Below are 25664 nucleotides of genomic sequence, written 5' to 3' on the forward strand. Positions count from 1 at the left end.
CCGTAACAAAAAGGTCCGCCCGATTCAGTTGGGTGGACCTTTTTTGATCAATTGATATCGGTTAATGAGAAATCGTATGCGGCAACCGCTTCTTGCTTCCTGTGCTTTTTATGTAGAAATTATAAATGGCGAACTCTGTTTGTTGCGGCAATCGCTTCTTGCTTCCCGTGCTTTCCTCGGGCGAGCCGCAAGCCGTTGCTCCTTGCTTCTGACGAACAAGGAGCAGGGTCTCGCCTGGCTCTGACAGCGCAAGGTGACCTTGCGCTTTTTCCCGTAGGAGTCACGAAAAGCGAAGCGATTCTGAACATATTATCTTTGGCTTCTTGAAAATAGAACAATTCGACCGAGCCGTCCGTCTTGAATCGCTCCCTAGCGAATAGCAGTGCGTTTGTGACCCTGCAGCGCAGCGAAGCGGCACAAATTCACTGCCGCTTGGGAGACGAGACAAGGGAGGGAGGCGCGAACGGTCGGTTTACTCCGAATTTACCATTACATGACTCACAAACAGCATACCTCTGAGCATATTATCTTTGCCTTCTTGAAAAACAGAACGATTCAACCGAGCCGTCCGTCTTGAATCGCTCCCTGGCGAATAGCAGTAAATTTGTACCACTTTGGGAAACGAGGCAAGGCAGGAAGGCACGAACGATCGCCTTACATCCAAATCCAGTCCAACTCAAAAGGTCCTCCGATTTCTCAGAGGACCCATCCGTGCCAATCATTCGACCGCTGTCGGTCGTTCTGCTTTTAATTTCTCATAAAAATGTGCCATCGTCGTATCGAAATACGGCGTCAGGAAGATGACACCGACCGTACTCAACAAGGCGAGAATTCCCCAACCGATGAAGCTGATGTAGAGTTTGATTAAACGTCGTTTCTGTCCACGCATCATCCGTCGGCTCTCTCCTAATACTTGAATAAACGACAGTTCCGGACGATCGACGAGAATATACGGGACGAGTCGGTAAACAAGATAGAAATAGATCGCCGGTAAAATCAAAAATGATCCTGCATAGACGAGCAGTGTGACGACCGTGTACGAAAGAATCGTCCGGACATATGATTTCAACGAAGCGAATCCTTCGAACAACGTTCCGATGCCGGCTTTTTCACCTCGAGCGAACCGTAAGTAGGAAATCGTCCGTCCGACCGTGACCGGTGCCAAAATAATCGTGACGACGATGTTCAAGCCAACGAACTTCATCATACTTCCGATGTCTTCTTGATCAAACGACATTCGACTGGCCGCTAAGGCAAAAATCGCAAAATAGACGATTGAAATGCTTAGCCCAACAAACCAGTTGCCTTTTAATGTCGCGAGTGCTGTTTTTTTGTACGCTGAATTTGTCATCATAAACCCCTTCTCACTTCACTTTCCCATTTGATTTTAACGTAGTCCCGCTTGAAAAAATAGGGACGTGCTTCGATTTCAGAGAAAGTTGTGACAAACTACTGAAAGATGGACGGACGACAGCAGCAAACAAAAGGAGAGGCACACCCTCCCACTCAGGGAAGATGCACCTCTCGTTACCGATGCTTTTTTAAAGAAATGATTTCAAGGCCGATACTCTTGATGCATCGACTTTTCCGTTAACGAGAACTGCTGAACCAACGTGGAGTTCGGTCGCTTTCGTCGTTTCCAACAACTCTTTTGCTGCTTCGACGGTAATGCCGGAGCCCGGTAAAATCGTCAATTCCTCGTGTCGTTCGACGAGTTCCGCGATGACCGCTTGTCCTTCGAGCGCCGTTGCTTTAGCACCTGACGTTAAAATGCGGTCGACTTCCGGGAAGTCGGCTAAGACCTCTGCTGCTTCGTGGATATCACGGCTGCTGTCGATTGCCCGGTGGAACGTCAGCGACAGCTCCCCTTTGTGTTTGATGACGCGACCGAGGAATCCTTCATCAATCCGTCCATCCGCTGTCAACGAACCGACGACGATGCCGGCAGCCCCTAATTCACGAATCAAGTCGATATCGGTGATGATCGTTTCTTGATCCGCTTCTGAATAAACAAATGACTTACTATGTGGCCGGACAAGGACATGGACCGGGATTTCTACTGCCGAGAGAACTTGACGAATCAATCCGTAACTTGGTGTCAGTCCACCTTCCGATAAGGCAGATACGAGCTCGAGTCGATCTGCGCCTGCTTGTTCTGCAGCCGTCGCTTCTTCGACGGTTGCAACGATTACTTCTAACATGTACATCCCTCCCGCATCAGTGTATCACGAGACGACGGTCCAGTTCACCCGTTCATTAAACAACTTCATCTCCCATGATGGTGGATAGGTCGAAGGACTGAGGACGATTTTAGCCCGTCGGAACTCGGCGACTTTATACTTGCGGTTCCCCTCAAACTCGTCACATGCTAAAAAGGCATAGACGTCTTTCGTACAACCGATGACGGCTTTTTGAATCAAGGATGACTCGATGTCGTCACTAACGAAGCCTCGTTCGATTTCTGCGCCGTCAAATGCAAGGAAACAGGCATCAAACGCATAGGAATCAAGTGCTTGCAACACTTCGACACCGACCGTTTGACCATAGGTGTCGACAGTTCCGCCAAGTAAGCGGATTTCACCGCTGAACGGTCCATTCTTGCGACATTGTTCCAGATGGTTTGCGATCGAGAGCGAGTTCGTCACAATCGTCGCCGTTCCCGTTAAGTACGGCAATAAGTGCTCGACGGGTTCCCCTTTTCCTAAAAAGATACAGGAGTATTCACTGAGCCAGCCTTTCGCGTAACGCGCGAGACGACGCGACAATTGATCCGTCCGACGGGAAATCGGCGATTCCGGTTTCCCGCCTTGATAGATGGCTCCCCCATAAACACGTTTGAGTTGGCGGTCCCGCTCGAGTTCCTCCAGGTAGCGACGGACGGTCTCCCCTGAAACATCCAATCGATCAATTAAATCTTTCGTCATGACTTTCCCTTCTTCTTCAAGCCATTTCATGATTTGTCCTTTTCGTTCTTCTCCGAGTAACGACACACGACCTTCCCCCTTCATTAACGAGTACTAGTTCTAGTGTACCGAACGTCTGTAAAGGTCTTGTAAATCCGGTGTAAAAAAACGTGTGCTTCCTATGAATTGTTGTTGAATTCCTCATTTTTTCAGAATTAACACGTCCCTCATACAAAAAAAGTCCACCTTTATTCACGGATGACATGAATAAAGGTGGACTAAAGTCAGACTGTTATTGCTTTTCTTTATCGAACAACGGAATCTTCGACTCTGTCCCTTGACGAATCCGACCGATGTTATCGCGGTGTTTGAAAATGACGAACAAAGCAAGTACGGTAAAGAACGTCGGAACGATCCAGTCGTGTTGTACGATGCCGATCGACACGGCAGCGACGATTCCGATGCTTGCCGCGACAATCGAGCTGAGCGACACCATTCGACTGAAACGAAGCGTCGTTAAGAACGAGACGAGCAAAATCAAGAATAAGAGTGGACTCGTCACGAGCAACATCCCACCTGATGTCGCGACAGCTTTTCCACCTTTGAACTTTGCGAAGATCGGATAAATATGTCCGATGACTGCCGCAATACCGGCAAAGAGTGGATGGAGTTCTGACGCGAGCAGAATTGGGACGAGACTCGCGACCGCCCCCTTACCGAGATCCCCAATCAAGACGATGATCCCGGCTTTTTTACCTAAGACACGAAACGTATTCGTCGTTCCTAAGTTACCGCTCCCGTGCTGGCGGATATCTATCCCGTGTCCCCATTTTCCGACAAGTAACGCAAATGGTATCGATCCAAGCAGATAGCCGAGAATCAAAATCCCAATGATTTCAATCATGGTCAACCTCCAAAGTATTAATGACCGACCTTCATATATTCTTCGAGAGTCTGTCCATTATTTTTGATTTGTGTTGCAGGACCGACACCGACGTAACGAATATGCCATGGTTCATACGTATACCCTGTCCGCGCTTGGAACCCTTTATCATAACGAACGATGAAACCATACTTCGCCGCATTGTTCGCAATCCACTTACCTTCTTTTGTGTTGCCGAGTTCAGCTGTCAAGCCGTTTCCGACGCTCGGTGCTGAAATATCGAAGACGAGCCCTGTCTGGTGTTCACTGTGACCAGGACGTGCCGAATATTGATCGGCTGCTGCTTTCCCGTCTCGTGCGACATAGTTATTGTAGAGGACCGTCTGGCGTTGACCGGACCGGAAACCACTGACCGCATTCAATGTCACGCCGTCTTTTTTAGCGGCTGCGAACATCTTCTCAATTTGTTTTGCGGCAGGTGCGCGCATGTAACTTTGTTCGAGCACACCCGAATAAGAGAAGCTGATGTCTGGAACGACGAGATCAGACGGTTTGTAGTCGATTGGCAGACTGTATTTCTTGTTGACGACGACGAGTTCATTGAGTCCTAAATCGGCTTTCGTATCCGATTTATCGACGTCCGGTGTCTCTGATTCCGGTTCAGACTTTTTATCCGGCTCAGGATCTTGCGACGATGTTGTTTTACCATCATCCTTTTTATCCTCAGTTGCTTTATCCTCAGTTGCTTTATCTTCCGTCGCTTTATCGTCTGCGACTTTTTTATCAGCAGCGGCTTTCTCTTCTGCTGCCTTCTTGTCTGCTGCCGCCTTATCTTCTGCTGCTTTTTCTTCCGCAGCCTTCTTGTCAGCAGCTGCTTTCGCGTCCGCTTCTTTTTTTGCTTCTTCTGCTTCTTTTTCTTTCGCTACTTCTGCGTCTGTCTTCTTATCTTCTTGGGCGACGTTGTCATCCGTTTTTTCTTTTGTCGCATCTTCTGTTTTAGTGGCATCTTCTGCGCCTTGTTCCCCAGGATTACATCCTGCAAGGAGGAGCGCTAACGTGCTGACTGCTACGATTTTCTTCATCGTGTATTCCCCTCTTCCTTCGTGCTATTCTATGTTACCTCTAATTGACGCAATAGAAAAGCCCTCCAGCAAGAAATCCTGCTGAGGGCTTAGGCTTAGTTCGAAACGAGTCGTGCATCCTCAGCACTCATCTGTTCATAGATGGCATGCCAGTTCGGAAAGACCTTTGGTAAACGAATCGGTCGGAAATTCTCTTTTTTGACGACGACATGCGTCGTTTTTCCGGCGACGGCAAGTTGACCATCCGCATTCTTGACTTCATAACCGTAAATCGTCCGAAGTCCGTCGTAATGGCTGATCCAGACCGAGACTGTCGCCGTATCGCCATACGTCAATGACCGTTTGTAGTCGAGATTGACGTTCGTAACCGGTGAGACGTAGCCTGCCTCTTCCATTTCCTTATAATCAAGACCGAGCGACTTAATCAGCTCCGTCCGGGCGATTTCAAGATAAACGAGATAGTTCGAGTGATAAACGATCCCCATCATGTCCGTTTCCGCATAGCGAACCGGTATTTCAATCGTGTGCATGTAGCTTCCCCCTTAAAAATCCTCTTTTTCAAGATAGGACCATTCTGAACCGCTGACACTCGCTTTGTCAATCAATCGGACGGACTGTTTCGCGATTGCCCGCTCGACGATCGTAATCGCGGCACGGGCGTTTCCGTTCGGCACGACCTGAATCTGTTCATCTAACGCCAGACGCGCTTCTTCCGTCAAGACATACCCGTAGCGTTCCGCGTAATTGACGATGATTTCAATCAACTCGTCTTTCGCGTAGTTCGGGAAGTGAAGTTCCCGCTTAAATCGTGATTTCAGACCGGGATTGCTTGCAAGCAGTGTCTGCATCGGTTGCTCGTAACCGGCGAGAACGACGACGAGATTATCGTTATGCTTCGTCATCTCATCGACGAGCGTATCGATTGCTTCCTTGCCGAAATCATTCGCCCCACCGTTCAACGAATAGGCTTCATCGATGAAGAGGACACCACCGAGTGCGTCACGGATGACGTCCCGTGTCTGTTGCGCCGTCTGTCCGACATAACCGGAGACGAGGTCGGCGCGACTGACGACTTTCAAATGTCCACGTTTCAAATATCCCGCTTGACGCAAAACGTCAGCATAAAGGGCGGCGACCGTCGTTTTACCCGTTCCGCTGTTGCCGCTAAAGACGGCATGCAGTTCGACCGGTAAGACTTTAAAGCCTGCTTCCTGGCGCCGCTGTTGCATCGAGAGCAGTGCCTGGATTTGTTTGAGCTCTGCTTTTAGCTCCGTCAGACCGACGAGTGACGCTAACCTTGCATCAATCGACTCGTCTTCCGGTGCCGCGAGTTCGAAATCCGCTTGTTCGAGCAGGGCAAAGTCTTCATGACTCGCACTTTCGCCGAGACTCGCACCCTTTTTGAAGATTGCATCGAGGACGATGTTACGGACGGCACGCCCGTTTCCGAAACTCGAGTCGACCCGTTCGCGCTCGAGTCGCGCAAGTAGCGTCCGCTCCGCTTGATCCGTCAGGACATAATCGTTAGACGTCGCAATCGACCGACCGATTTCAAGCAATTCCTGATCCGTATAGTCGGCGAGCAGATAATGGTTCGATTCCGGAAAACGGCTCCGGAGTCCCGGATTCGCTTTTAGGAAGTCACGCATCTCTTCCGGATAACCGGCGAGGACAACGGCGAAACGTCCCGCGTATTCCCCGCTCGTCATCGCCGCGACGAGCGTATCAATTGCCGCCTGTCCGTAATCATTCCCGCTTTGACCGGACCGTTTCAAGGCATAGGCCTCATCGATGAAGAGGACACCACCGACCGCCTCCCGGACTTTACTCATGACCTGTTCTTCTGTCTGACCGACGAATGCACCGACGAGCGACGACCGGTCCGTCTCGACGACTTCCGCCCGTTCAAGCAGTCCGAGTTCATGATAGATTTTCGCCATCAGACGAGCGAGCGTCGTTTTCCCGGTACCGGGGTTGCCCATGAAAATCATGTGCAGTGACGGCTGGTCACTCGACCGGTAACCATCTTCCGTCCGTTTTTGCTGGTACTTCAAGAAACGGTACATTTGATGGACACGTAACTTGATGTCTTCGAGTCCAATCATCGCATCGAGTTCCTCGAGTGCCGAGCGTTCGACTTGTTTGATCTCAATCGGGAGCAGTGAGACGACACGGCGTAATTCTTCCGTCGCCGTCACCTTCAGCTCTGTCATCTCCCGAAAGGCTTCGCGTGAATAAAAGCGTTCCTGTAAACTGTTGACAAAGTCCGTCGCCGTCTGTTCGAGTCGGGCACTCGACAAGAGGAGCGCTTTTGCCGCCTCAAACAACTCCGTCCAGCGCGTCGCATCGATCCGCCGCAGCCGTTCCGTCAATTCGACGACTTGTTCTGTTTCTTGTACGATTTGACTCGCCTGCTGAATCATATCTTTTGTCGCCGATCGTTTCGCATTGGCATTATCCGTCTCACGGATCGTCGGGAACGTGTTCGCGACGAGCAGTTGATAACTGCCTTGTAATTGTTGTTCAATCATCAATTGCTCCAAGCGTTCCGGTAAGCGACCGTGTTGTTTGATTTCTTGAATCCAGCTTTCTGCCAGCGCATCAATCCGTCCCGTCATGATGTACCGGTGTTCGACGAGTAGCGCGAGAATCCGGACGAGTGCTTCCGTCTCTTTTAACAGCCGACTACTTTGTGCGTAGCGTAAGGCGCGGACCTCCTCGACTTTTTCACCCTGTTCCCAGGCTTCAATTTGTTTGAACATCTCCTCTTTCGAGAATGCTTCCATCGCTTTAGTCCCTCCTACTTCTCGAAAAAACCGACTTTTGTCGCCACGATGTGCGACGTTCAAGTCGGTTTTTCGATTACTTCATTTTTAACCAAGCTGGATCAAATTCATCCAACGACTCGATTTTTTTCATTTTGACGGAATAGAATAACTTACCGTTATTCCGTGACTCCGCCCCTAAGACTTTCGAACGGTCGGATGCGACATAATATGTCGCTTCTTCTTGATTGTCTTCTTTATCGAAAAACGATGGATACTGTTTAATCCACTCATCCGGAACCGTGCTTGCCGGTTCTTTTTTGACGTAGACGTCTGCTGCATTGCCGGCAATATCCGCCTCGCCCTCGATTTGACCAAAGTCACCTTTATCGATGAAGTCGAGGATTTGTTCATTGAAGCCACGCGATAAGAATGGGCGCGGCGCACTGACACTTTTCGATGCTTCCGTCTCATTGACTAGCTTGCCGTCAGCGTCGTATTCCCGGAACATTTCACCGTCCCAAATCGCCGTCGTGCCTGTCGAAGGTCCTTCAATGACTTCCGTCCGGAAATGACCCTGATCGTCAAATACGACTTCGTACGTCCGTGCTTCCAGTGCATCTTCCTTCGTCGATAATTTCTTTTCGACATACTGGATGCGGGACATCGTATAGAACGGTTTGACGGGAGTCGCTTCATCCTCTTTAGAGGTCTGTGTCGTATTCAGTAAATAAAAATTATAGGCAAGGAGTATCGCCATTGCCACGATTGCTACAGCAATCCATGTACTCGTTCGTTTCGTCATGCCATGTACACCATCCTAATCAGTCTCGATTCATAGTTAATGGTATCGGTTTTACGCCTAGAATACAAAGGGTTTGTCTAAGTTCAACTGATTTCTAAGGAAATACGGCAGACTTTTGAACGATTCCGTTCATCGAACATACAAATTGACAAAAAAAGACGAAATGAATCACGTGCGCGCGATTCATCCCGTCTTCGGTTAATTTTCTTTTGGTTCACGTGCGATGATCATCGATTCGTCGACGAGGTAATACGAATGCTGTGGCAATTCGCGTAAATAGCCTGTCGCAAACAACATCGCACAATCAACTTGAAACGTTTTCGAATACTTCTTTAATGGTAACTTACCCTCTTTATCAAAATAGCGATCGACGGCGAGCTGGACGTGATCCATCTCATAGACGATGTCCCGGTCTTTTGCTTCCATGATCGCGAACGTCTCCCGCGACATGTAAAAGCTTTGTGTCGACCGGACACCGAGGTGGACAGCCAGGCGGTCTAAATCAATTTTCTGTGCTTCGTCGAGTAAGACCGTCCGGTTCGTCCCTTTCGGTAACGTCAACTCAAATTCGTGGGTCGCTTGTTTGACTTCATCGAGCGTAACATCACGAATCGGTAAAGGTTCTTCCTCTTTCGGCTGAAACCACTTTTTGAACCGACTCATCGGCTGGCCTCCCTCCTATAGAAAAAGGCGGGGTTCCCCCCACCTTTTCAATCAACGACAATCCCTTATTTTTGAAGACGTTCGCGAAGGACCATCGGTAAGATTCCACCGTGGCGGTAGTAATCGATGTCGACCTCCGAGTCAAAGCGGGCAATCGCTTCGAACTTCGTGACTTTTCCGTCTGCAGCTGTCGCTGTGACTTGGATGATGTCACGCGGACGGACCGATTCGTCGATTGCGATACTGATTGCTTCCTCACCTGTTAAACCAAGTGACTCAGCAGACGTACCTGCGACGTATTGAAGTGGTAAGACACCCATCATGACGAGGTTCGAACGGTGAATCCGCTCAAAGCTCTCGGCGATGACGGCTTTGACGCCGAGGAGGTTCGTTCCTTTTGCAGCCCAGTCACGTGACGAGCCCATACCGTAGTCTTTACCGGCGAGGATGACGAGGCCTGTGCCATCTTCTTTATACTTCATCGCAGCATCGTACATCGCCATCGTTTCACCAGTTGGCCAGTAGGTCGTGAATCCGCCTTCTGTACCCGGTGCGACTTGGTTACGAATCCGGATGTTCGCGAATGTCCCGCGCATCATGATTTCGTGGTTACCACGACGTGAACCGTACGAGTTGAAGTCTTTTGGTGCAACGCCTTTATTGACGAGGTATTGACCGGCTGGTGTCGTTTTCGAGAATGATCCGGCTGGTGAAATGTGGTCTGTCGTAACAGAATCCGCAAATTTACCGAACACACGGAGATCATTTAATGCTTCAACATGTCCCGCTTCCTTCGCCAAGTTCTCGAAGAACGGCGGGTTTTGGATATATGTCGATGCTTCGTCGAAATCATACTGATCGCCAGTCGGAACGTCGAGGTTGTTCCAACGTTCGTTTCCAGTGAAGACTGAATCATATTCAGCACGGAAGCTTTGTGGTGTGACGACGGTGTTGATGATCGTCTGAATTTCGTCACGTGACGGCCAGATGTCAGCGAAGAAGACTTCTTGTCCGTCTTTACCTGTTCCGAGTGATGCGTTCATGATATCAACATCAACCGTTCCCGCGATTGCGTATGCCACGACGAGCGGTGGTGATGCCAAGTAGTTGGCTTTGACGAGCGGGTGAACCCGGCCTTCAAAGTTCCGGTTTCCCGAGAGGACAGACGAGACGAGCAGGTCTGAACCGAGGATCGCGTCTTCGACAGCACGGTCGAGTGGACCCGAGTTCCCGATACATGTCGTACAGCCGTAACCGACCGTGTTGAATCCGAGCTCATCAAGGTACGGTTGAAGTCCTGATTTCTCAAGGTAGTCTGTTACGACTTTTGATCCTGGAGCAAGTGATGTCTTGACGTATTTTGGAACCGTCAATCCAAGCTCGATCGCTTTTTTCGCAACGAGTCCGGCACCGATCATGACGTACGGGTTTGATGTGTTCGTACAGCTTGTGATGGCTGCGATCGCAAGGTCCCCTGTACGCATTTCGACCGCTTCGTCTTCGAACTGGACGACTGCGACTTTATCTTTTTCGTCTTCAGAAAGACCGAATCCAGCATTGCCTTGCGGCGCTGTCAACGCTTTTTCGAATGACGTGTGGACGTCTGTCAAGTCAATCCGGTCTTGTGGACGTTTTGGTCCAGCAAGCGCAGGAACGATCGTTGAAAGATCAAGTTCCACTGTTTTCGTGAACGTTGGATCTTCGTTTTGTGGTGTGTAGAACAAGCCGTTTGCTTTCGAGTAGTTTTCAACTTTCTCGATCAACTCTTCTTCACGACCTGTCAAGCGAAGGTACGTCAACGTTTCTGTATCGACTGGGAAGAATCCACATGTCGCACCGTATTCTGGTGCCATGTTGGCGATCGTCGCCCGGTCAGATAATGACATCAAGTGAAGTGATGGACCGAAGAACTCAACGAATTTACCGACAACGTTTTGTTGACGGAGCATTTCCGTCACGCGAAGTGCGACGTCCGTTGCTGTTGTTCCCGGGTGCATTTCACCTGTGATGCGGACACCGATAACTTCAGGAACCGGGAAGAATGACGGTTGTCCGAGCATGCCGGCTTCCGCTTCGATCCCACCGACGCCCCATCCGAGGACACCAAGACCGTTGATCATCGTCGTATGTGAGTCTGTTCCGACGAGTGTATCCGGATAGACGTCGACTGTGCCGTCTGCCGTTTCTTTTTCAAGGACGACCGATGCCAAGTACTCGAGGTTAACTTGGTGGACGATTCCTGTTGCCGGTGGAACGGCACGGTAGTTGTCGAATGCCGTCGTTGCCCAGCGTAATAATTTGTAACGCTCTTCGTTACGTTCAAACTCTAAATCCATGTTTTCAGCGAGTGCACCGGCAAATCCGTAGGCATCGACTTGGACCGAGTGGTCGACGACGAGGTCAACTGGAACTTCCGGGTTGATGACTGATGGATCTCCACCGAGGTCCTGCATCGCTTTACGGAGTGATGCGAGATCGACGACAGTCGGAACACCTGTGAAATCTTGCAAGATGACGCGTGACGGTTTGAACGGGACGTCGATATCGTTCGAAACTTGGGCAGTTCCCCATTTCGCCAAGTTTTCGACGTGTTCTTTCGTGATTGAGCGACCATCTTGTTGACGAAGAACCGATTCAAGCAGGACACGGATTGAATATGGAAGACGTTTGACTTCCGTTAATCCGAGTTCTTCTAATTTTTCCAGGCTGTAATAGTTGTAATTTTTACCGTTCGCTTCAAACGAACGGCGTGCACCAAACACGTCTTGCGTTGATTGCGTTTGTTTCATGCTGATTCCCCCTTTAAGTGTTGACGACATCAAGCCCCTGATACCGCTTACTTGTACAGCTCTATCATAGTATAATATGGGTCTCGTTACAATTTGAAAGAACAAAAGACTTGTGATAAGTTTTCCTTATCGCCTAATTGAGAAGTTATATCAATCATATGCTTAGGCGGAGTTCACGTTTCTAGTTTTCGATACTTCCGTTCCGGGTACTACTAAACTGTAGAACGACATCAGAACTTTCTGGAGGCGGAAATTATGGCAGAATATAAAAATGATGCAACCCACGTCGTTACGACGATTATTTTCAACGATTTAGAAAAAGCCAAAACTGGCTTTGAGATGATCAAGGACCTCGAAGCGATTAAAGAAATCGAGATGGAGCAGATGGTTTTAGCGAAACGCGATGAGACGGACGGGTTTTCGTTCATCGATGCAATTGACTTTACGCAACAGGATCAATCGTTCAAAGGCTCAATGATCGGGATGGCAGTCGGTGTTGTCGGTGGACCATTCGGGATGCTCGTCGGTTCTGTTGCCGGATACTTGATCGGCGCAAACCGGGACGAAAAAAACGAACGCGATTCGTTTGATTTGTTTAACCGGACGCTGAACCAAATCAGTGCCGATCACTATGGCGTCATCATCATCAGTGAAGTCAATGAAGATTCAGAAGCGATCAATGCACTGGCGGCTGAACTCGGAGCGACCGTGCGCCGGACGGGTGAAACGTTTACGGATGAGACGGTGTGATTTAAAAATTTAAGGTGTTTGCTTCGCCCCCCCTTTTTCGGGGGCTTTTTATTTTTGAAAATCCTATTCGCAACTTGTTCGTTTTACTTTTTAGCATCGGTATTACTAAATGCAATAGTATAAAATAAAATGAGTCAATATTATAATATGATACTGTATAAAAGGTGAATTCAGAATATTTAATACGACTACGTTTCTTCTTCTTTGAAAAAATAGGAAAGTATATTAAAAGATATTGATAGATGATTTAACATTCTCAAAACGCCTGTAAGATATCAATAATCTTATAAAGTCAAATTTTTTCAGCTGATATTTCATTCGAAAAATTCAACATTTTAGGAAAAACATAATATTATAAAAATGCGATTATTGGTGATTTAACTTATAGACTCAGATAAATACTGAACCCTATTGCGAATGTACCCAAGTTTAGTATAGGATCATCACTTATATAACAAAGAAAATTAAATCTATTGGAAAACATGATTATAAAACCAACATATAAGAAATACATATGCTGATTAATGGCTAATGTTTTTTGCTCATCGTATTCTTAACTTGGATTAAAATTACAAAAAAAACACATCAAACACATCAAACACATCTTAATGATAAAAGACGAGATGAAAAACAAGTGTATAAAAAATCAGGTGCATACAAAGTAACTATAATAAGAATTTAAGGATGTGTAATTATCTATGGTAGTAGTACAAAAGGGACCGACATGCGGAATTTATGCATTTCTTAATGGTATAAGAACACTTTTCTCTTTAAATAAGCTGACTTCAGATGAAATGGATAAGATTGTTTTGATGCTTTTAAACAAAAATGAACTCACTTATGGAAATAAAGATGAGAAAGGTAAAACATTTGTTGGAGAATTTTTTACAGTAGGAGATTTTTTGGTTTTTTTAGAAAATAACTACGACTATATTATTAAAGAAATACATAAAGTTACAGAACAAAAAATCAGTTTTAACGTCGAAGAATGTTCAATTAAAAATTTAAATAATAGTATGGAAGGATTATTTATTTGTTCGATTTCCCCTAAAAAATTAACATTTATTAAAAGATTATGGCTCCCTTGGGCTAAATGGGATAGAAATAAAAATGTTCTACACTGGGTAAGTTTTTTGTCGACAAATGATGATGAATTTAATGTCATGGATAGTAGATATAAAGAAAAGCAACGAATAAAAAAAGAAGAAATCCTGTCAAAACATAATGATTTAAACGGAAAGAAATATTACTGGAGAAAATTTAATAGAAAAACAAGTGGTAAAGATAAAATTGATGAATTTTTATGCTGTAAGATGCCTCAAAAAAAGTATTTTATCAAATATAAAGTTTTAAAAGATGTTGAATATCAGACCGGAAAACTTATACGTATTCAAAAAAACGACTAAAAGCAAGCTATTTTAAATATATGATGGTTTGTCATATGAATCATAACTATTATTTTCTGGAGCGTTACTAATATGATAATTTCATTTCTTAAAATATTTTATTTTACAGAAGTTAAATCATTGAACTGAACGATGTGGCTGCCTTTTTTCGCATAGTATTCAATCATCTCCGGAAGCTTCTTTTTGTCATAGCTGGTAATCCCGTCGGTAATCACCGTCACGTCGTAATCCAATTTACGTAAGTTAAAGCACGTTGATTTGACACAAGCCGTCGCGTCTCCACCGGTCAGATAAAAGTCGGCGATCTCGTTTTTCTTAATAAATGCTGCGAACGCTTCGCTTGTTAAAGCATTCCCCTTGTATTTCGTGAAGATATTTTCGGAAACGATTTTAAATCGGGTGCTAACTCGGCACCACGTGTCCCGGTTTTAAACGTTCGTGTCCTGGCTGATAAATTTTCGTGCCGGATGTAGACCACATGCAAGTCCTGTTCAACTGCCCAATCGATTGACTGATTGATTGTACCGATGACTTCTTTGTAGTTTTTTGTCATGTCATTTTGAATATCAATGACGACTAAGGCTTTCTTTTGCATATGAATTCCTCCTGATCAATGAACGGATTTTTTAGTCTTGATGATGTTTCGCTTCCGATCCGGATCGGATATCGTACACTTGAAGTAAGAAGCAAATTCAAAGAGGCATGCCCCATGAAAGAAAAATACTACTTTGACGTCTTTCCTGAACTGACGAGCGAACGGCTTTTATTAAGAGAAATTCGCTTCAGTGAAGCGAACCAGATGATTGAGATTACGGCCTATGATGGTCAACAGGCAAAAACCAGCATTGATGTAGTCAACATCTTGAGTCAGATTGCCTGCGATTACTTTAATGGGGACGGAATCACGTGGGGACTGTATTTAAAGTCGACCGGTGAATTCATCGGGAACTGCTGTTTTTGCCGCGGCTACAAAAACAACATTGCTGAGATCGGCTATGTCCTGAAACCGGACTTCCGCGGTCACGGCTATATGACGGAAGCCGTCAAGACCGTTACCGAGTTTGGACTGCAGGAGATGAAGGTTTTACAGGTCTGTGCCTATACAGAACATGATAATCGTGCCTCCCAATCCGTGCTTGTAAAAGCAGGTTTTCTCCGCAACGCTGATGAGGGGGAGACTTACAAATATCTAAGTAACTAGCGTCTTCGGATGAACGGATGATCTTCATTTTATGATAAAATTTAAACAAGACGCAGATGTCCGAACGCTGCACTGAAAAAACTCTGAAGTGGAGTGAGGCACATGAAAACAATCACGAAGATTCTTCTTGGTGTCGTCATCGTCGGTATCCTAGCAATCAGTTGGTGGTTAGTCTCGCCGCTTCTTTTTGATAAAGCAGTTGACGAAGGACTTCCCCCGACTTCCTCTGACGTCAAAACGGAAGAACAGACACCGGATACTGAAGATGAAACGGAAGCTACGACACCTGGTACGCAGGATCAGGACGAGCCTACGTTCTCCGGGATGTTCGTCGATGGAGAAAAAAACTACAAAACCTCAGGAACACTCAAAACGATTCAAGCAGAGGACGGTCAGTATCTCCGGTTTGAGGATTTCAAGACGACGAACGGTCCAGATTTATTCGTCTACCTCATTCAACCGGGTATGGAACCAAAAGAAGGCATCAACTTAGGAGCATTAAAAGGGAATACCGGCAATCAAAATTATGCTGTCCCTCCAGATGTCGATTTCACGAAGTACAATACCGTCGTGATTTGGTGCCGTGCCTTCAATGCCGACTTTGGTACGGCAGTAGTAAAGACTAACAACGAGTAAATATTATGTAACCGATTCCCCCGCCACTGATTCATTTCCAATCAGAAGGTCGGGGGTTTTGTCTGTCTCAAAGTCGCAGACGCCTGCCGGCTCACTTCGCTTTAAAGTTATAGACCGGCTTGATGACTTTAAGTAACTCGACCGTATCCATCGTGTTCCGGATGATTTCTTCCATCGGTTTATAGACGAATGGCGACTCATCACGTGTCGATTCGACGACCGAACTCGACCAGACGTCCTGCATCGTCGCTTCAAATTCTCTCAGATCAACGGATTTAAAGGCTTTCGAACGGGACATGATCCGTCCTGCTCCATGCGGCGCCGAATAGTTCCAGTCCGGATTACCTTTTCCTTTAACGATCAGTGAACCGTCACGCATGTTCATCGGAATGATGGCGACTTCACCGGCTTGCGCTGAAATCGCACCTTTGCGGAGAATCATCCGCTCGAGATCGATGTAGTTATGAATCGTATCGAACTGTTCCGTGACCGACCAGCCCATCGCTTCAACAATGACGTCGGTCATCGCTTGACGGTTCAGTGCCGCGTACGTTTGAGCGATTTTTAAGTCATGTAAGTAGCTGTCCATATCGGAACCGGACACGTACGCTAAATCTTTATTTGTTTCATTGAACTGACTCTTCAGCTCGACCAACGTCGATTGGATGTCCTGCTCCCGTCCCTGATCTTTCAGTGAGGCGACGACCGACGCTGTATCGACAGTGAATTGTGAGCTTTCCGCCAGCTTTTGGTAATGTTCAGCAATCGTCTTCCCGAGGTTCCGGCTGCCGGAATGAATCACGAGATAGAGATTATCTTCGTCGTCCGCGTTCAGCTCGATGAAGTGATTCCCGCCGCCTAACGTGCCAATCGACAACCGGGCGCGTGTTTCGTTGAACGGTGCCAACACTTGGTCAAACGGAATCTGTTCCGATAAGCGGTGCGGCTGATTGCGGACGGACATGCCGCTCGGAACCAGTGCCTGAATCGCAGCATCCAACTTCTCATAATCAACGCCGGCTGTTCCTTCACGGTTGATTTGTGTACATAACATGCCGCAGCCAATGTCGACACCGACGAGATTCGGAACCACTTTATCGTGAATCCGCATCGTCGTTCCGATGACCGAGCCCTTGCCAGCGTGACAATCGGGCATGATTCGGACATTGCCGTCGACGGCAATGTTTTCGTTCAGCATCCCCGTCACTTGCTCAATCGTCATGTCATCGACATTGTGTGTAAAAATCTTCGCTTCGCCGTACTTTCCGCGAATCGTCTTCATTTCATCCTCCCCCTTACCTTCCTGTCACTTGTTCAAGCATCCTATAAAATCCCTTTTTTAACAATTCGTTCTTACTCGTGGACAATCGAGATCCATTGTTGGGTCAGCGCCGATTGACCGTCTTCCGTCAACCAGACAAGAGCCGTCGTACTCGTCGCGTCCGGTAACCGTTCCTGCACCAGTCCCGTCATGTCGAGCTCGCGGAGCGTACTTTCCGGTAACAGCGTCACCGCTTGTCCACACCGGACGAGGCCAATCAAGGTCAAGACGTCGGAACACGTTTCCTGTGAGACGACCCCGAACTGTTGGCTGAGCGTCTGAAAGACACCCAGTCCTTCCTGACTCGGAATGATCATATCGGCATCCGGAAAATCAGGATGATGGATTCGGTAAAACGGTTCCTCTTCCATCCACTCGATCGTGACGCCTTGCGCCTCAATCGGCAGCCGGACGAGTGCCACGTCGATCGCATGATCCTTCAAACGATCAATCAAAGCAGCAGACTCGCCCTGATGGATTTGTAGCGTAATCCGCGGATGGCGGCGTTTCATCTCTTGCACCCAGCCTGTCAAGCGGCCGGCGGACAACGTATTGACGCCGATCCGTAAGATGCCGGTCCGCCCTTCCTTGATGTCACTGACTTCGATCCGCGTTTCCGCTTCATAGCGCAATAGTGAGACGGCCCGTTCATAGAGCCGCTCACCGCTCGCTGTAATCCGGATGCCGCGTCCCGCCCGTTCAATCAGCCGTACGCCAAGCAACTCTTCCATCTTCCGAATTTGTTGCGTCAAGGCAGGCTGAGCCATCCGCAGGCGTTCTGCTGCCCGCGTGACCGATTGTTCTTCGACGACTGCACAAAAATAGCGATATTGCCGTAAATCCATATTCATCATCTCTTTCATATGTTTTCAGTCATAAATATGTATGAATCATAACATCAATCATATGATACGATGCTGAAATCAGCGATTTTTAAAGGAGACGATTTTTGTGAAACGTACGACGTCCACAGTTCAGTGGATTATTTTCTTATTAGCCAATACGATTGCCTTGCCGATCGTCGTCGCGAGCCTATTTGATCTCTCAAGTGTAGAAACGGCCGCGCTTGTCCAGCGATCCTTTTTTGTCGGCGGGATCGCCTGTTTTCTCCATGGTGTGTTCGGTCACCGGTTACCGATCGTGTCCGGCCCTGCCGGTTCATGGGTCAGTATCTTTGTTGTCATCGCCGCTCTGCCGGTCGATTCAAAGACGGCCTTCACGATTGCGATGGCTGCTGTCGTCATTGCCGGTGTTGTCTTGATTTTCCTCGGGGTGACAGGATGGACCCGCTTTTTATTACCGGTCTTCACCCCGCTCGTCAGCGGCACGTTTTTGCTTTTATTATGTATTCAACTGACCGGCGTCATGCTGGGTGCCGTTCTCGCCGTCGAAGCGACACGTCTTGCCGGCGTTCTGACATTCCTGCTTGTCCTCGGACTGAGCCAGTTTGGTCCGGCACGGCTCCGTCCGTTCGCTTTGATGATCGGCATTGTCGTCGGCTGGTTGGTCAGTCGCCCGTCACTACCAGAAGCATCCGGTGTCTTTTCCGTCCCGACCGCTTTACCGTTCGGGATGCCGCAATTTGACGGCAGTGCGTTTCTCGTCGCGATTCCGTTTGCAATTCTTTTAATCGTCAACTTGATTGCTGCGCTCAGCGCCGTCGAAGCGACGATTCAGAAACAAGGCGCCTTGCATCAAGGACTGACGATCGAAGGGATCATTCACTTGATCGCGGCGACGTTCTCGACGCTCGTTCCGGTTCCCTTGCCGATCACGAGTGGCTTTATCGCCCAGACAGGCAGTAAGGACCGCCGACCGTTTTTGATTGCCTCACTCGTCATTGCCTTGGTCGGTTTTTTCCCGAGCATTATCGGCATCATCGCGACACTACCGCGCAGTGTCGCCAGTGCGGCGTTGCTCGCGACGTTACCGCATATGTTCCTGATTGCCTGGCAGTCGGCTGAAAGCAGCATGACGACCAGCCGCCGGAAACACGCCTTTGCGATTTGTGCCGTCATCGGTATCAGCATTCTGTTGCAATCAACGGTCCTGGCAGAAATCCTGCCACTGACGTTACGTCCGTTCTTCAGTAACGGCTTATTGATCGGCACGATGCTCGTCCTCGGCTTTGAAGTCATCGAGCGGTTGCGCGTGCGACGTGACACTCAGTCAGAACGGATTGCCGGCTGACGTATCTAAAAACACAACATCCCCGTTCTCTCGCAATAAGCGAAAGAACGGGGATGTTTTTTGTATCGAATTAATTCAAGCACAGTGATTTAAAACTTTAACCATAATCTATTTAATCTGAAGCATATGTGCAGCACTGTGTTCAATTGAATGTCCATCATCTGTTATCAAGTAAACGCCTTTAGCATGAAAGGTTGTTTCTTTTATATATCCGATAATTTTTTCCTGAAGCAAGTACTCGTGATCTTCGGGAAAGTGTTCTAATGTAAATATCGTCGTAGAAAAAATCAATGTCACATCGTCATAGTTTTTTTGAGATTTTTTGATGATATTCTGCTTTGTCTTTTCAAGAAAGATATTTCTTTTCTCCTCAAGAGACTCTAAACTGCTTAACCGTGATTGCCATCTTCCGACTTCATTTAATTTCTGTGAAATTTTTGTATCTTCTTGCCCGTCTAAGTACGAACTCACTTCAAATTTCTCAATTGTTCCGTCAGATCTTTTCATCAAAAAATCGTACCCTTGGTTTCCTAAAATAACTTTTATTTGTGCGTCTTTAGGAAAGAACGTCGACATTGAAAAAATATAGGCTGGAGTAAACTCTTCGCAAAATTCTTTAAAGCGACCTTTTTTTAATCTTAACAGTTTCAAAATTGAAGAATCTCTTTTAGCTTGAGTAATTATAAACTTGTAATAGGTCGACATTTCTTCAGCATTTCTATATTGAGACAAGTCATCCAACAAACTCAATTGTTCTTTCAAAATTAATCTCCCCTTTCAAAAAAGATGAGTACATCTAACAAAAAAAAAAACGAGAACGATTAAAAATCATTCTCGTCTCAGGCTGTAGACAAACTCTTATGAAGCGTAAACATGCGATATCGAGAGCCCGTTCGTTCGCGCTTCCCTGTCTTGCCTCGTCTTCAAAGCGATTCGAGACGAATTGCGCTCTAAACCGTCTGCATGACAGGCTTTCCATCACGGTATTACCTAAAAAGCGTCACGTTTCGTTGACTCCTACAGGAAAAAAGACGAGTTTCACTTCACTTCACCGTACTTCTCTCCACCATTTACGGGTCTGACTCGCAACTGTTACGCTCTCACCGATCATCGGTGTCACGACCGGTACGTCATGTTTCGCCGCTTCCTTCAACAGCCGTTCGACCGGTTCGAACCACGGGTGAAACGCCAGTGTAAACGCCGACCAGTGAACGGGAATCATCACATCCCCTTTGACATCGAGGTGTGCCGCAAGCGTCTGTTCCGGCAACATATGCGAGCTCGACCAACGGGTGTCGTATTGCCCACACTCCATGATCGTCAAGTCAAACGGACCGTACTGGTCACCGATTGCCTTAAAGTGTGGACCATACCCGCTGTCACCGCTGAAGAAGACTTTTTTCGAGCCTTCGATGACCCATGAGGCCCAAAGCGTCGAAAATTGATCAAGCCCGTTTCGTCCCGAATAGTGCCGAGCCGGTGTCGCCGTCAGACGAAGACCATTCGTCTCAATCGATTCGTGCCAATCGAGTTCCGTAATCCGGCTTGCGTCGACACCCCAGCCTTTCAGGCGGCTCGCGACACCAAGCGGGACGATGAATCGGCCGACCCGGTCTTTTAATGCCAGAACCGAATGATAATCCAAGTGGTCATAATGGTCATGCGAATAGATGACGAGATCGATCGGCGGCAAGGCATCAAGGTCGACCGGTGCCGTCGTCTGGAACCGTCCGCCTCCGAGTTTCGGGAATGGCGACGGCGCACGACCGAGCATCGGATCAAAGAAAATCGTCTGTTGATCGAGTTCAAGCAGGAACGCCGAATGCCCGAACCAGGTCACACGCGGTTCTGTCCCGTCCGTCCGTCGCTCAAACGGTACGACAGGTAATGGCTTGACCGGTTTTAAAGATGGCAATTCCCGCCCATAATCTTTTAAGATACTTTTTGTTGTCTCCCATTCCATCTTCAGTTGAAATGGCAGTTCATTTTGAAACTTTCCATTTTTAAACTGGGCGGATCGTCTGTAATCCTGTTGATCGGCTTTAGACGGTCGGCGACCGAATAACGGATAACGCGTCATAAAGACCGTTCCGAGTAAACCGAGCCCTACAAGTGTTGCGACTGTTTTTTTCATGTTTTCACCTCTTCAATAAGTGCTTCCAGTATAGCACTCGCCTTTTTCCTGGCGGTAGCGAAGACACTTCTCCAACAAAAAACACGGGTTACTTTAAAAAAAGCAATCCGTGTTCGCCCCTTATTTATTCAAATCGTCCGCGTCCCATTTCGTCCGCGTACTTTTTTCATGGTCGGATTCATGTTCCGATTCATAGTCATTGACGCCAGGATTTTCGACTTTCCCCTCATGCCGATGTCCTTCATCGTGCATATGTTCCCGATCGTGATCGTGACTGTGGTCGTGATCATGGTGTTCTCGTTCCTTGACGAACAAGGCGATCCCACCACGCTCGACTTCTTCATAATGTTTCGCCGCTTCGTCGTCCGAATGCCCGACGCGTTTCAATGTCTCGCGTAACGGTGGTTCTTTGCTGAACTTCGCTTTCATTTCATCGACCCAAGACGCACCCGATGTCTCTTCGGCCGCTTCATCTCGTCCGACGACTGAAAAGTCGGAGTCCTTATGTCCTTGTTCTTTTAAAGCATGCATTTTTTGCTCCAAGCTGGATTGATCATGAAAAACGCCTACGAATTTTTTCGCCATCGTTAACACCATCCCTCTCACAAAATGTATGAATCGGACTACTTTCCTTTTTTACCCATGTTCTTCTGAAGCAAAACAGCGAAGCAAAAAAAGAACTCCTCCGCTGACGCGGAAAAGCTCTCTCAAGATTTGATTAATCGTTCAGCTGTTGCGGTGAATCGACTAATGTAATCGTACCTTCATTTTTTTGGACGAAGCGTTCGTAGACGAAATCATTCGCAAAGAGGAGAACCGGGTTTTCCCAACGGTCATAGACGAGAACTGTCCGTGAATCCGTCAATTTCTTCACTTCATTGATTTCTGTCACCTTGACCCACTTCGCGACCTGGAAGTTCGCCGCGTCTTTTAAGATATCGACGCCGTACTCGCCTTTAAGGCGGTGTTCGAAGACTTCGAACTGAAGTTGACCGATCGCACCGAGGATAACCTCGTTGTATTCCGTCTTATAGACTTGAATCGCTCCTTCTTGTGCCAATTGTTCAATCCCTTTTTGGAACTGTTTTGACTTCAGGGCATTTTTCGTAAAGACCTTCAAGAATAATTCCGGTGCGAATGTCGGCAAGGCTTCGTATTGGAGTGACGGATCACCATTCGTGATCGTATCGCCAATTTGATAGTTGCCCGAGTCGTAGAGACCGATGACGTCTCCAGCAAAGGCTTCGTTGACCGTTTCCCGCTCATCTGCCATGAACTGCGTCGATTGCGACAATTTCATTTTCTTACCTGTCCGCGTCAGGACGACATCCATCCCACGGTCGAATTTCCCGGTACAGATGCGAATAAAGGCAATCCGGTCCCGGTGGTTCGGGTTCATGTTCGCCTGGATTTTAAAGACGAACCCACTGAAGAATTCTTGTGCCGGTTCGATTTTCCCTTTGTTCGATTCCCGTGGTGTCGGTGACGGGGACAAGTTGAGATAGTGTTCGAGCAGTGGTGTGACACCAAAGTCGACGAGAGCTGAACCGAAGAAGACCGGTGTCAGTTCACCTTTTGCAATCAATTCCTCGTCATAGGCATTGCCGGCACCGTCGAGTAAATCAACTTCATCGACGAGCGTGTCGTACATTTCGTTGTTGATTGAGTTAGCGAGTTCGTCGTTTGCGAGCCCTTCTTCCCCCAGTTCAATCGTCTTCCGGTCCTGTTTGAAGCAGTGGAACTTCTCGTTGACCCGGTCGTAGACCCCTTCGAACTGTTGTCCTGATCCTGCCGGCCACGTGACGGCAACAGACGGGATCCCGAGGACTTCTTCAAGCTCCTCCATCAATTCGAGTGGATCACGTGCTTGACGGTCCATCTTGTTGATGAATGTAAAAATTGGAATACCGCGCATCCGGCAGACTTGGAAAAGTTTTTTTGTCTGTGACTCGATCCCTTTCGCCGCATCGATGACCATGATTGCCGAGTCGACGGCCGTCAAGATCCGGTACGTATCTTCCCCGAAGTCCGAGTGACCCGGTGTATCCATGATAGAGACGATTTTTTTATCGTATTCGAATTGCATGACCGATGACGTGACCGAGATTCCGCGTTGTTTCTCGATTTCCATCCAGTCGGATTTGGCAAATTTCGAATTTTTTCGGGCTTTGACCGACCCTGCTTCCCGGATTGCCCCTCCGTGGAGTAAGAATTTTTCTGTTAATGTCGTTTTCCCGGCATCCGGGTGGGAGATGATACCGAAAATCCGGCGTTTCTCGACTTCAGTTTGTAATTTTGTCATGTATGATTAAGTCCCTTCACGATAAATTCAATACTTGTAACCAGCTCATTTTTCGCAACTAGTCTATCATACCGAATTTTCAGCTGTTCGTCTATTTCACATGATTGACTTAATTTTCAGATTTTTAGTTGACAACTCGTCCTGATGTTCTATACGATGACGAGGAAGTTAACTAACTAGAAGGAGGAGACGTACACATGAAACAGCCACAAGCACAGCGACAGATTCAGGTATCAAACTCATCTGCGATCATTGTACGTCACCCAATCGTTTAATTTTTTTAAAATTAAGCAGGGTGTGCGTATGCGTATACGTACATGCTGCCCCCTTATATCAGGACGGGTATGCCCATATTTGTGCGTATCCGTCTTTTCTATTGTCTAAAAACGGAATAATAAGGGGTTTTATTTATGTTCAACTCATTAAAACTGCTCGACCGTAACATCTGGATCCGGTTCGTCGGGGAAACGTTAACCGGCATCATGATGTTCATGATTGCACCATTTCTTGTACTCTATTACGCCGACCAACTCGATTCGTACCTCCTCGTCGGCGTCATCATGGCGATCGGTCCGATCTCCGCGTTGTTCGGGTCGTTCCTCGGAGGGCACCTCGCCGACATTTACGGCCGCAAACCGTTGATGGTCATCGCCATCGTCGGGGATGCGCTCGCCCTAATCGGTTTTACGTTTGCCGATACATTTTGGCCGTTGCTTATCTTAAACGCGACGCTCGGCCTGACAAATTCTCTGTTCCACCCGGCAGCGAGCGCGATGGTCGCTGATGTCACACCACCGGAACGGTTGAATGAATCGTTTGGTCTCTTACGGATGGGACATAACATCGGGGCCGCGTTCGGTCCATTGATCGGCAGTGCCGTCCTCTTCATCGATCGGTCCTTGATTTTCTATGGAGCGGCTATTGTTTATGTACTTTATGCCCTCGTCCTCCTGCTGTTCATTGGTGAGACGAAACCTAAAAAAATCGAGCATCCGGTGGATACACCACAACTTTCTTCACTGACCGTCTTACGAAAGGACCATGTCTTTTTAATCTTCATTGCGGCTGGTGTCTTCATCTCGATGGGCTTCACGCTCGTCGAAAACATGTTACCCGTCTTCTTAAAAGAAGCCTTACCGGGATTGCCGGACGAAAAAAATCCTTTCCCGTACTTGATGGGACTGAACGGCATCATGGTCGTCCTGTTCCAATTTCCGATTGCTGCGAAGCTATCCGGAAAATCGTTCGGGAAAGTCATGTTACTCGGCGCAAGCGTCTTCGGACTCGGCATGATTTTACTCGCCTTCGTCCCGTCCTACTTCTTCTCGCTCGGAACGGATTATATCGTCATCGTCATTCTCTTACTCGTCATTTATGCCCTTTATACCATCGGCGAAATGATCATGTCACCGGTCCAAATGACGTTCATCGCTTTAATTGCGCCGGTTCACTTACGGGGAACGTATAATGGTGCCGCGAGCGTGCAGTGGTTGATTGGTGGCGTAACGGCACCGCTCCTCGGGTCGTTGTTCCTCGAATCCGGTCACGGCGACTATGCGCTTGGCGCCATCGGGGTCGCGTGTTGTTTATCCGGACTTGTCTACTTGGCACTCGATCGTTCGATTCGCCGTGCGAAACGATTGTCCGAGTCGGCGTAAGGTGAATGGTCTTAAAGAAGAAGTTGGTAGTAAACTTAAAAAAATACTAAATAGTTGCTTTAACCTGTTCCTGTAAAAAACTAAAAGACAAGCGATTTAGATTTTAATCAAATCAATCGCTTGTCTTTTTAGTTGCATTGAACGGTGTTTCTCTCCCGTTTCTTGCTCGTTCTCTG

At 47.5% G+C, this 25664-nt stretch carries 24 protein-coding genes; 6 read left to right on the top strand and 18 right to left on the bottom strand.

The features are described 5' to 3' along the window. Positions 1-718: 718 nt before the first annotated feature. The 10 genes from KNP88_RS10360 to acnA form a co-directional block, all read right to left on the bottom strand. Complete coding sequence (locus KNP88_RS10360) at positions 719-1351, bottom strand: DUF975 family protein (RefSeq protein WP_214893654.1); 633 nt, start codon at positions 1349-1351, stop codon at positions 719-721. 190 nt (positions 1352-1541) lie between these two features. Then, positions 1542-2201, bottom strand: coding sequence for a copper homeostasis protein CutC (locus KNP88_RS10365; protein WP_214893656.1), 660 nt, complete (start codon positions 2199-2201; stop codon positions 1542-1544). 24 nt (positions 2202-2225) lie between these two features. Continuing rightward, the gene (locus tag KNP88_RS10370; RefSeq protein ID WP_029333368.1) at positions 2226-2990 is read right to left on the bottom strand and encodes a DeoR/GlpR family DNA-binding transcription regulator; all 765 of its coding nucleotides are present in this window, start codon (positions 2988-2990) and stop codon (positions 2226-2228) included. Between the two features lie 205 nt (positions 2991-3195). Further along, a complete protein-coding gene (gene plsY / locus KNP88_RS10375; protein ID WP_214767442.1) occupies positions 3196-3807 on the bottom strand; it encodes a glycerol-3-phosphate 1-O-acyltransferase PlsY in 612 nt (203 codons plus the stop codon). A gap of 17 nt (positions 3808-3824) precedes the next feature. Continuing rightward, positions 3825-4868: a M15 family metallopeptidase gene (locus KNP88_RS10380; protein ID WP_214893658.1), complete on the bottom strand. Its 1044-nt coding sequence runs from the start codon at positions 4866-4868 to the stop codon at positions 3825-3827. 95 nt (positions 4869-4963) lie between these two features. Then, positions 4964-5398 carry an acyl-CoA thioesterase gene (locus KNP88_RS10385; protein WP_034801290.1) on the bottom strand — a complete coding sequence of 145 codons (435 nt, stop codon included), beginning with the start codon at positions 5396-5398 and terminating at the stop codon, positions 4964-4966. A 12-nt stretch (positions 5399-5410) separates the two neighbouring features. Next, a complete protein-coding gene (locus KNP88_RS10390; RefSeq protein WP_214893660.1) occupies positions 5411-7654 on the bottom strand; it encodes an AAA family ATPase in 2244 nt (747 codons plus the stop codon). Between the two features lie 76 nt (positions 7655-7730). Continuing rightward, the gene (locus KNP88_RS10395) at positions 7731-8438 is read right to left on the bottom strand and encodes a hypothetical protein (RefSeq protein WP_088836791.1); all 708 of its coding nucleotides are present in this window, start codon (positions 8436-8438) and stop codon (positions 7731-7733) included. 198 nt (positions 8439-8636) lie between these two features. Next, positions 8637-9101: a DUF3939 domain-containing protein gene (locus KNP88_RS10400; protein WP_214769732.1), complete on the bottom strand. Its 465-nt coding sequence runs from the start codon at positions 9099-9101 to the stop codon at positions 8637-8639. Between the two features lie 65 nt (positions 9102-9166). Beyond that, positions 9167-11890: an aconitate hydratase AcnA gene (acnA, locus tag KNP88_RS10405; protein WP_214893662.1), complete on the bottom strand. Its 2724-nt coding sequence runs from the start codon at positions 11888-11890 to the stop codon at positions 9167-9169. Between the two features lie 255 nt (positions 11891-12145). Between acnA and KNP88_RS10410 the strand changes: the two genes are divergently transcribed. Beyond that, positions 12146-12640 (top strand): hypothetical protein, encoded by a 495-nt coding sequence (locus KNP88_RS10410; RefSeq protein ID WP_214845441.1) that lies wholly within the window; start codon positions 12146-12148, stop codon positions 12638-12640. Between the two features lie 698 nt (positions 12641-13338). Next, positions 13339-14046, top strand: coding sequence for a hypothetical protein (locus tag KNP88_RS10415; protein WP_214893664.1), 708 nt, complete (start codon positions 13339-13341; stop codon positions 14044-14046). A 98-nt stretch (positions 14047-14144) separates the two neighbouring features. Here KNP88_RS10415 and KNP88_RS15660 read toward each other — a convergent pair whose 3' ends face one another. Then, positions 14145-14435 carry an isochorismatase family protein gene (locus KNP88_RS15660; RefSeq protein WP_353048785.1) on the bottom strand — a complete coding sequence of 97 codons (291 nt, stop codon included), beginning with the start codon at positions 14433-14435 and terminating at the stop codon, positions 14145-14147. Then, positions 14390-14641, bottom strand: a complete 252-nt coding sequence (locus tag KNP88_RS15665; RefSeq protein ID WP_251137193.1) for a cysteine hydrolase family protein — start codon at positions 14639-14641, stop codon at positions 14390-14392. The genes KNP88_RS15660 and KNP88_RS15665 overlap by 46 nt, the downstream gene beginning before the upstream one ends. 114 nt (positions 14642-14755) lie before the next feature. Here KNP88_RS15665 and KNP88_RS10425 point away from each other — a divergent pair, with 114 nt between their 5' ends. Then, positions 14756-15247, top strand: coding sequence for a GNAT family N-acetyltransferase (locus KNP88_RS10425; protein WP_214893665.1), 492 nt, complete (start codon positions 14756-14758; stop codon positions 15245-15247). Between the two features lie 102 nt (positions 15248-15349). Further along, the gene (locus KNP88_RS10430; RefSeq protein ID WP_214845426.1) at positions 15350-15883 is read left to right on the top strand and encodes a DM13 domain-containing protein; all 534 of its coding nucleotides are present in this window, start codon (positions 15350-15352) and stop codon (positions 15881-15883) included. 91 nt (positions 15884-15974) lie between these two features. On the opposite strand, the gene KNP88_RS10435 is transcribed toward KNP88_RS10430, so the two are convergent. Together KNP88_RS10435 and KNP88_RS10440 are read right to left on the bottom strand one after the other, a co-directional pair. Continuing rightward, entirely contained in the window at positions 15975-17165 is a 1191-nt protein-coding gene (locus KNP88_RS10435) for an RtcB family protein (protein WP_214893667.1), read from the bottom strand. 71 nt (positions 17166-17236) lie between these two features. After that, positions 17237-18049, bottom strand: coding sequence for a LysR family transcriptional regulator (locus KNP88_RS10440; protein WP_214804955.1), 813 nt, complete (start codon positions 18047-18049; stop codon positions 17237-17239). Positions 18050-18155: 106 nt separating this feature from the next. Between KNP88_RS10440 and KNP88_RS10445 the strand changes: the two genes are divergently transcribed. Then, complete coding sequence (locus tag KNP88_RS10445; protein ID WP_214893669.1) at positions 18156-19394, top strand: purine/pyrimidine permease; 1239 nt, start codon at positions 18156-18158, stop codon at positions 19392-19394. Positions 19395-19502: 108 nt separating this feature from the next. Here the strand turns inward: KNP88_RS10445 and KNP88_RS10450 are convergent, their stop codons facing one another. The 4 genes from KNP88_RS10450 to KNP88_RS10465 form a co-directional block, all read right to left on the bottom strand. Beyond that, on the bottom strand, positions 19503-20156 hold the full coding sequence (locus KNP88_RS10450; protein WP_214893671.1) for a hypothetical protein: 654 nt from the start codon (positions 20154-20156) through the stop codon (positions 19503-19505). A 286-nt stretch (positions 20157-20442) separates the two neighbouring features. Beyond that, complete coding sequence (locus tag KNP88_RS10455) at positions 20443-21528, bottom strand: MBL fold metallo-hydrolase (protein ID WP_214893673.1); 1086 nt, start codon at positions 21526-21528, stop codon at positions 20443-20445. A 120-nt stretch (positions 21529-21648) separates the two neighbouring features. Beyond that, positions 21649-22113, bottom strand: a complete 465-nt coding sequence (locus tag KNP88_RS10460; protein ID WP_251137194.1) for a general stress protein — start codon at positions 22111-22113, stop codon at positions 21649-21651. A 133-nt stretch (positions 22114-22246) separates the two neighbouring features. Further along, entirely contained in the window at positions 22247-23830 is a 1584-nt protein-coding gene (locus KNP88_RS10465; protein WP_088836773.1) for a peptide chain release factor 3, read from the bottom strand. 410 nt (positions 23831-24240) lie between these two features. Between KNP88_RS10465 and KNP88_RS10470 the strand changes: the two genes are divergently transcribed. Beyond that, positions 24241-25488, top strand: coding sequence for an MDR family MFS transporter (locus KNP88_RS10470; RefSeq protein WP_214893677.1), 1248 nt, complete (start codon positions 24241-24243; stop codon positions 25486-25488). Positions 25489-25664 lie beyond the last annotated feature (176 nt).

The sequence above is a fragment of the Exiguobacterium sp. H66 genome (genome assembly GCF_018618705.1).
In the GTDB taxonomy this organism is placed as follows: Bacteria; Bacillota; Bacilli; order Exiguobacteriales; family Exiguobacteriaceae; genus Exiguobacterium_A; species Exiguobacterium_A oxidotolerans.

Excerpts from the sequence above, each read along its gene's own strand:
- KNP88_RS10360 (WP_214893654.1), bottom strand. The coding sequence starts at position 1,351 with ATGACAAATTCAGCGTACAAAAAAACAGCACTCGCGACATTAAAAGGC.
- KNP88_RS10365 (WP_214893656.1), bottom strand. The coding sequence starts at position 2,201 with ATGTTAGAAGTAATCGTTGCAACCGTCGAAGAAGCGACGGCTGCAGAA.
- plsY (WP_214767442.1), bottom strand. The coding sequence starts at position 3,807 with ATGATTGAAATCATTGGGATTTTGATTCTCGGCTATCTGCTTGGATCG.
- KNP88_RS10380 (WP_214893658.1), bottom strand. The coding sequence starts at position 4,868 with ATGAAGAAAATCGTAGCAGTCAGCACGTTAGCGCTCCTCCTTGCAGGA.
- KNP88_RS10385 (WP_034801290.1), bottom strand. The coding sequence starts at position 5,398 with ATGCACACGATTGAAATACCGGTTCGCTATGCGGAAACGGACATGATG.
- KNP88_RS10390 (WP_214893660.1), bottom strand. The coding sequence starts at position 7,654 with ATGGAAGCATTCTCGAAAGAGGAGATGTTCAAACAAATTGAAGCCTGG.
- KNP88_RS10395 (WP_088836791.1), bottom strand. The coding sequence starts at position 8,438 with ATGACGAAACGAACGAGTACATGGATTGCTGTAGCAATCGTGGCAATG.
- KNP88_RS10400 (WP_214769732.1), bottom strand. The coding sequence starts at position 9,101 with ATGAGTCGGTTCAAAAAGTGGTTTCAGCCGAAAGAGGAAGAACCTTTA.
- acnA (WP_214893662.1), bottom strand. The coding sequence starts at position 11,890 with ATGAAACAAACGCAATCAACGCAAGACGTGTTTGGTGCACGCCGTTCG.
- KNP88_RS10410 (WP_214845441.1), top strand. The coding sequence starts at position 12,146 with ATGGCAGAATATAAAAATGATGCAACCCACGTCGTTACGACGATTATT.
- KNP88_RS10415 (WP_214893664.1), top strand. The coding sequence starts at position 13,339 with ATGGTAGTAGTACAAAAGGGACCGACATGCGGAATTTATGCATTTCTT.
- KNP88_RS15665 (WP_251137193.1), bottom strand. The coding sequence starts at position 14,641 with ATGCAAAAGAAAGCCTTAGTCGTCATTGATATTCAAAATGACATGACA.
- KNP88_RS10425 (WP_214893665.1), top strand. The coding sequence starts at position 14,756 with ATGAAAGAAAAATACTACTTTGACGTCTTTCCTGAACTGACGAGCGAA.
- KNP88_RS10430 (WP_214845426.1), top strand. The coding sequence starts at position 15,350 with ATGAAAACAATCACGAAGATTCTTCTTGGTGTCGTCATCGTCGGTATC.
- KNP88_RS10435 (WP_214893667.1), bottom strand. The coding sequence starts at position 17,165 with ATGAAGACGATTCGCGGAAAGTACGGCGAAGCGAAGATTTTTACACAC.
- KNP88_RS10440 (WP_214804955.1), bottom strand. The coding sequence starts at position 18,049 with ATGGATTTACGGCAATATCGCTATTTTTGTGCAGTCGTCGAAGAACAA.
- KNP88_RS10455 (WP_214893673.1), bottom strand. The coding sequence starts at position 21,528 with ATGAAAAAAACAGTCGCAACACTTGTAGGGCTCGGTTTACTCGGAACG.
- KNP88_RS10460 (WP_251137194.1), bottom strand. The coding sequence starts at position 22,113 with ATGGCGAAAAAATTCGTAGGCGTTTTTCATGATCAATCCAGCTTGGAG.
- KNP88_RS10465 (WP_088836773.1), bottom strand. The coding sequence starts at position 23,830 with ATGACAAAATTACAAACTGAAGTCGAGAAACGCCGGATTTTCGGTATC.
- KNP88_RS10470 (WP_214893677.1), top strand. The coding sequence starts at position 24,241 with ATGTTCAACTCATTAAAACTGCTCGACCGTAACATCTGGATCCGGTTC.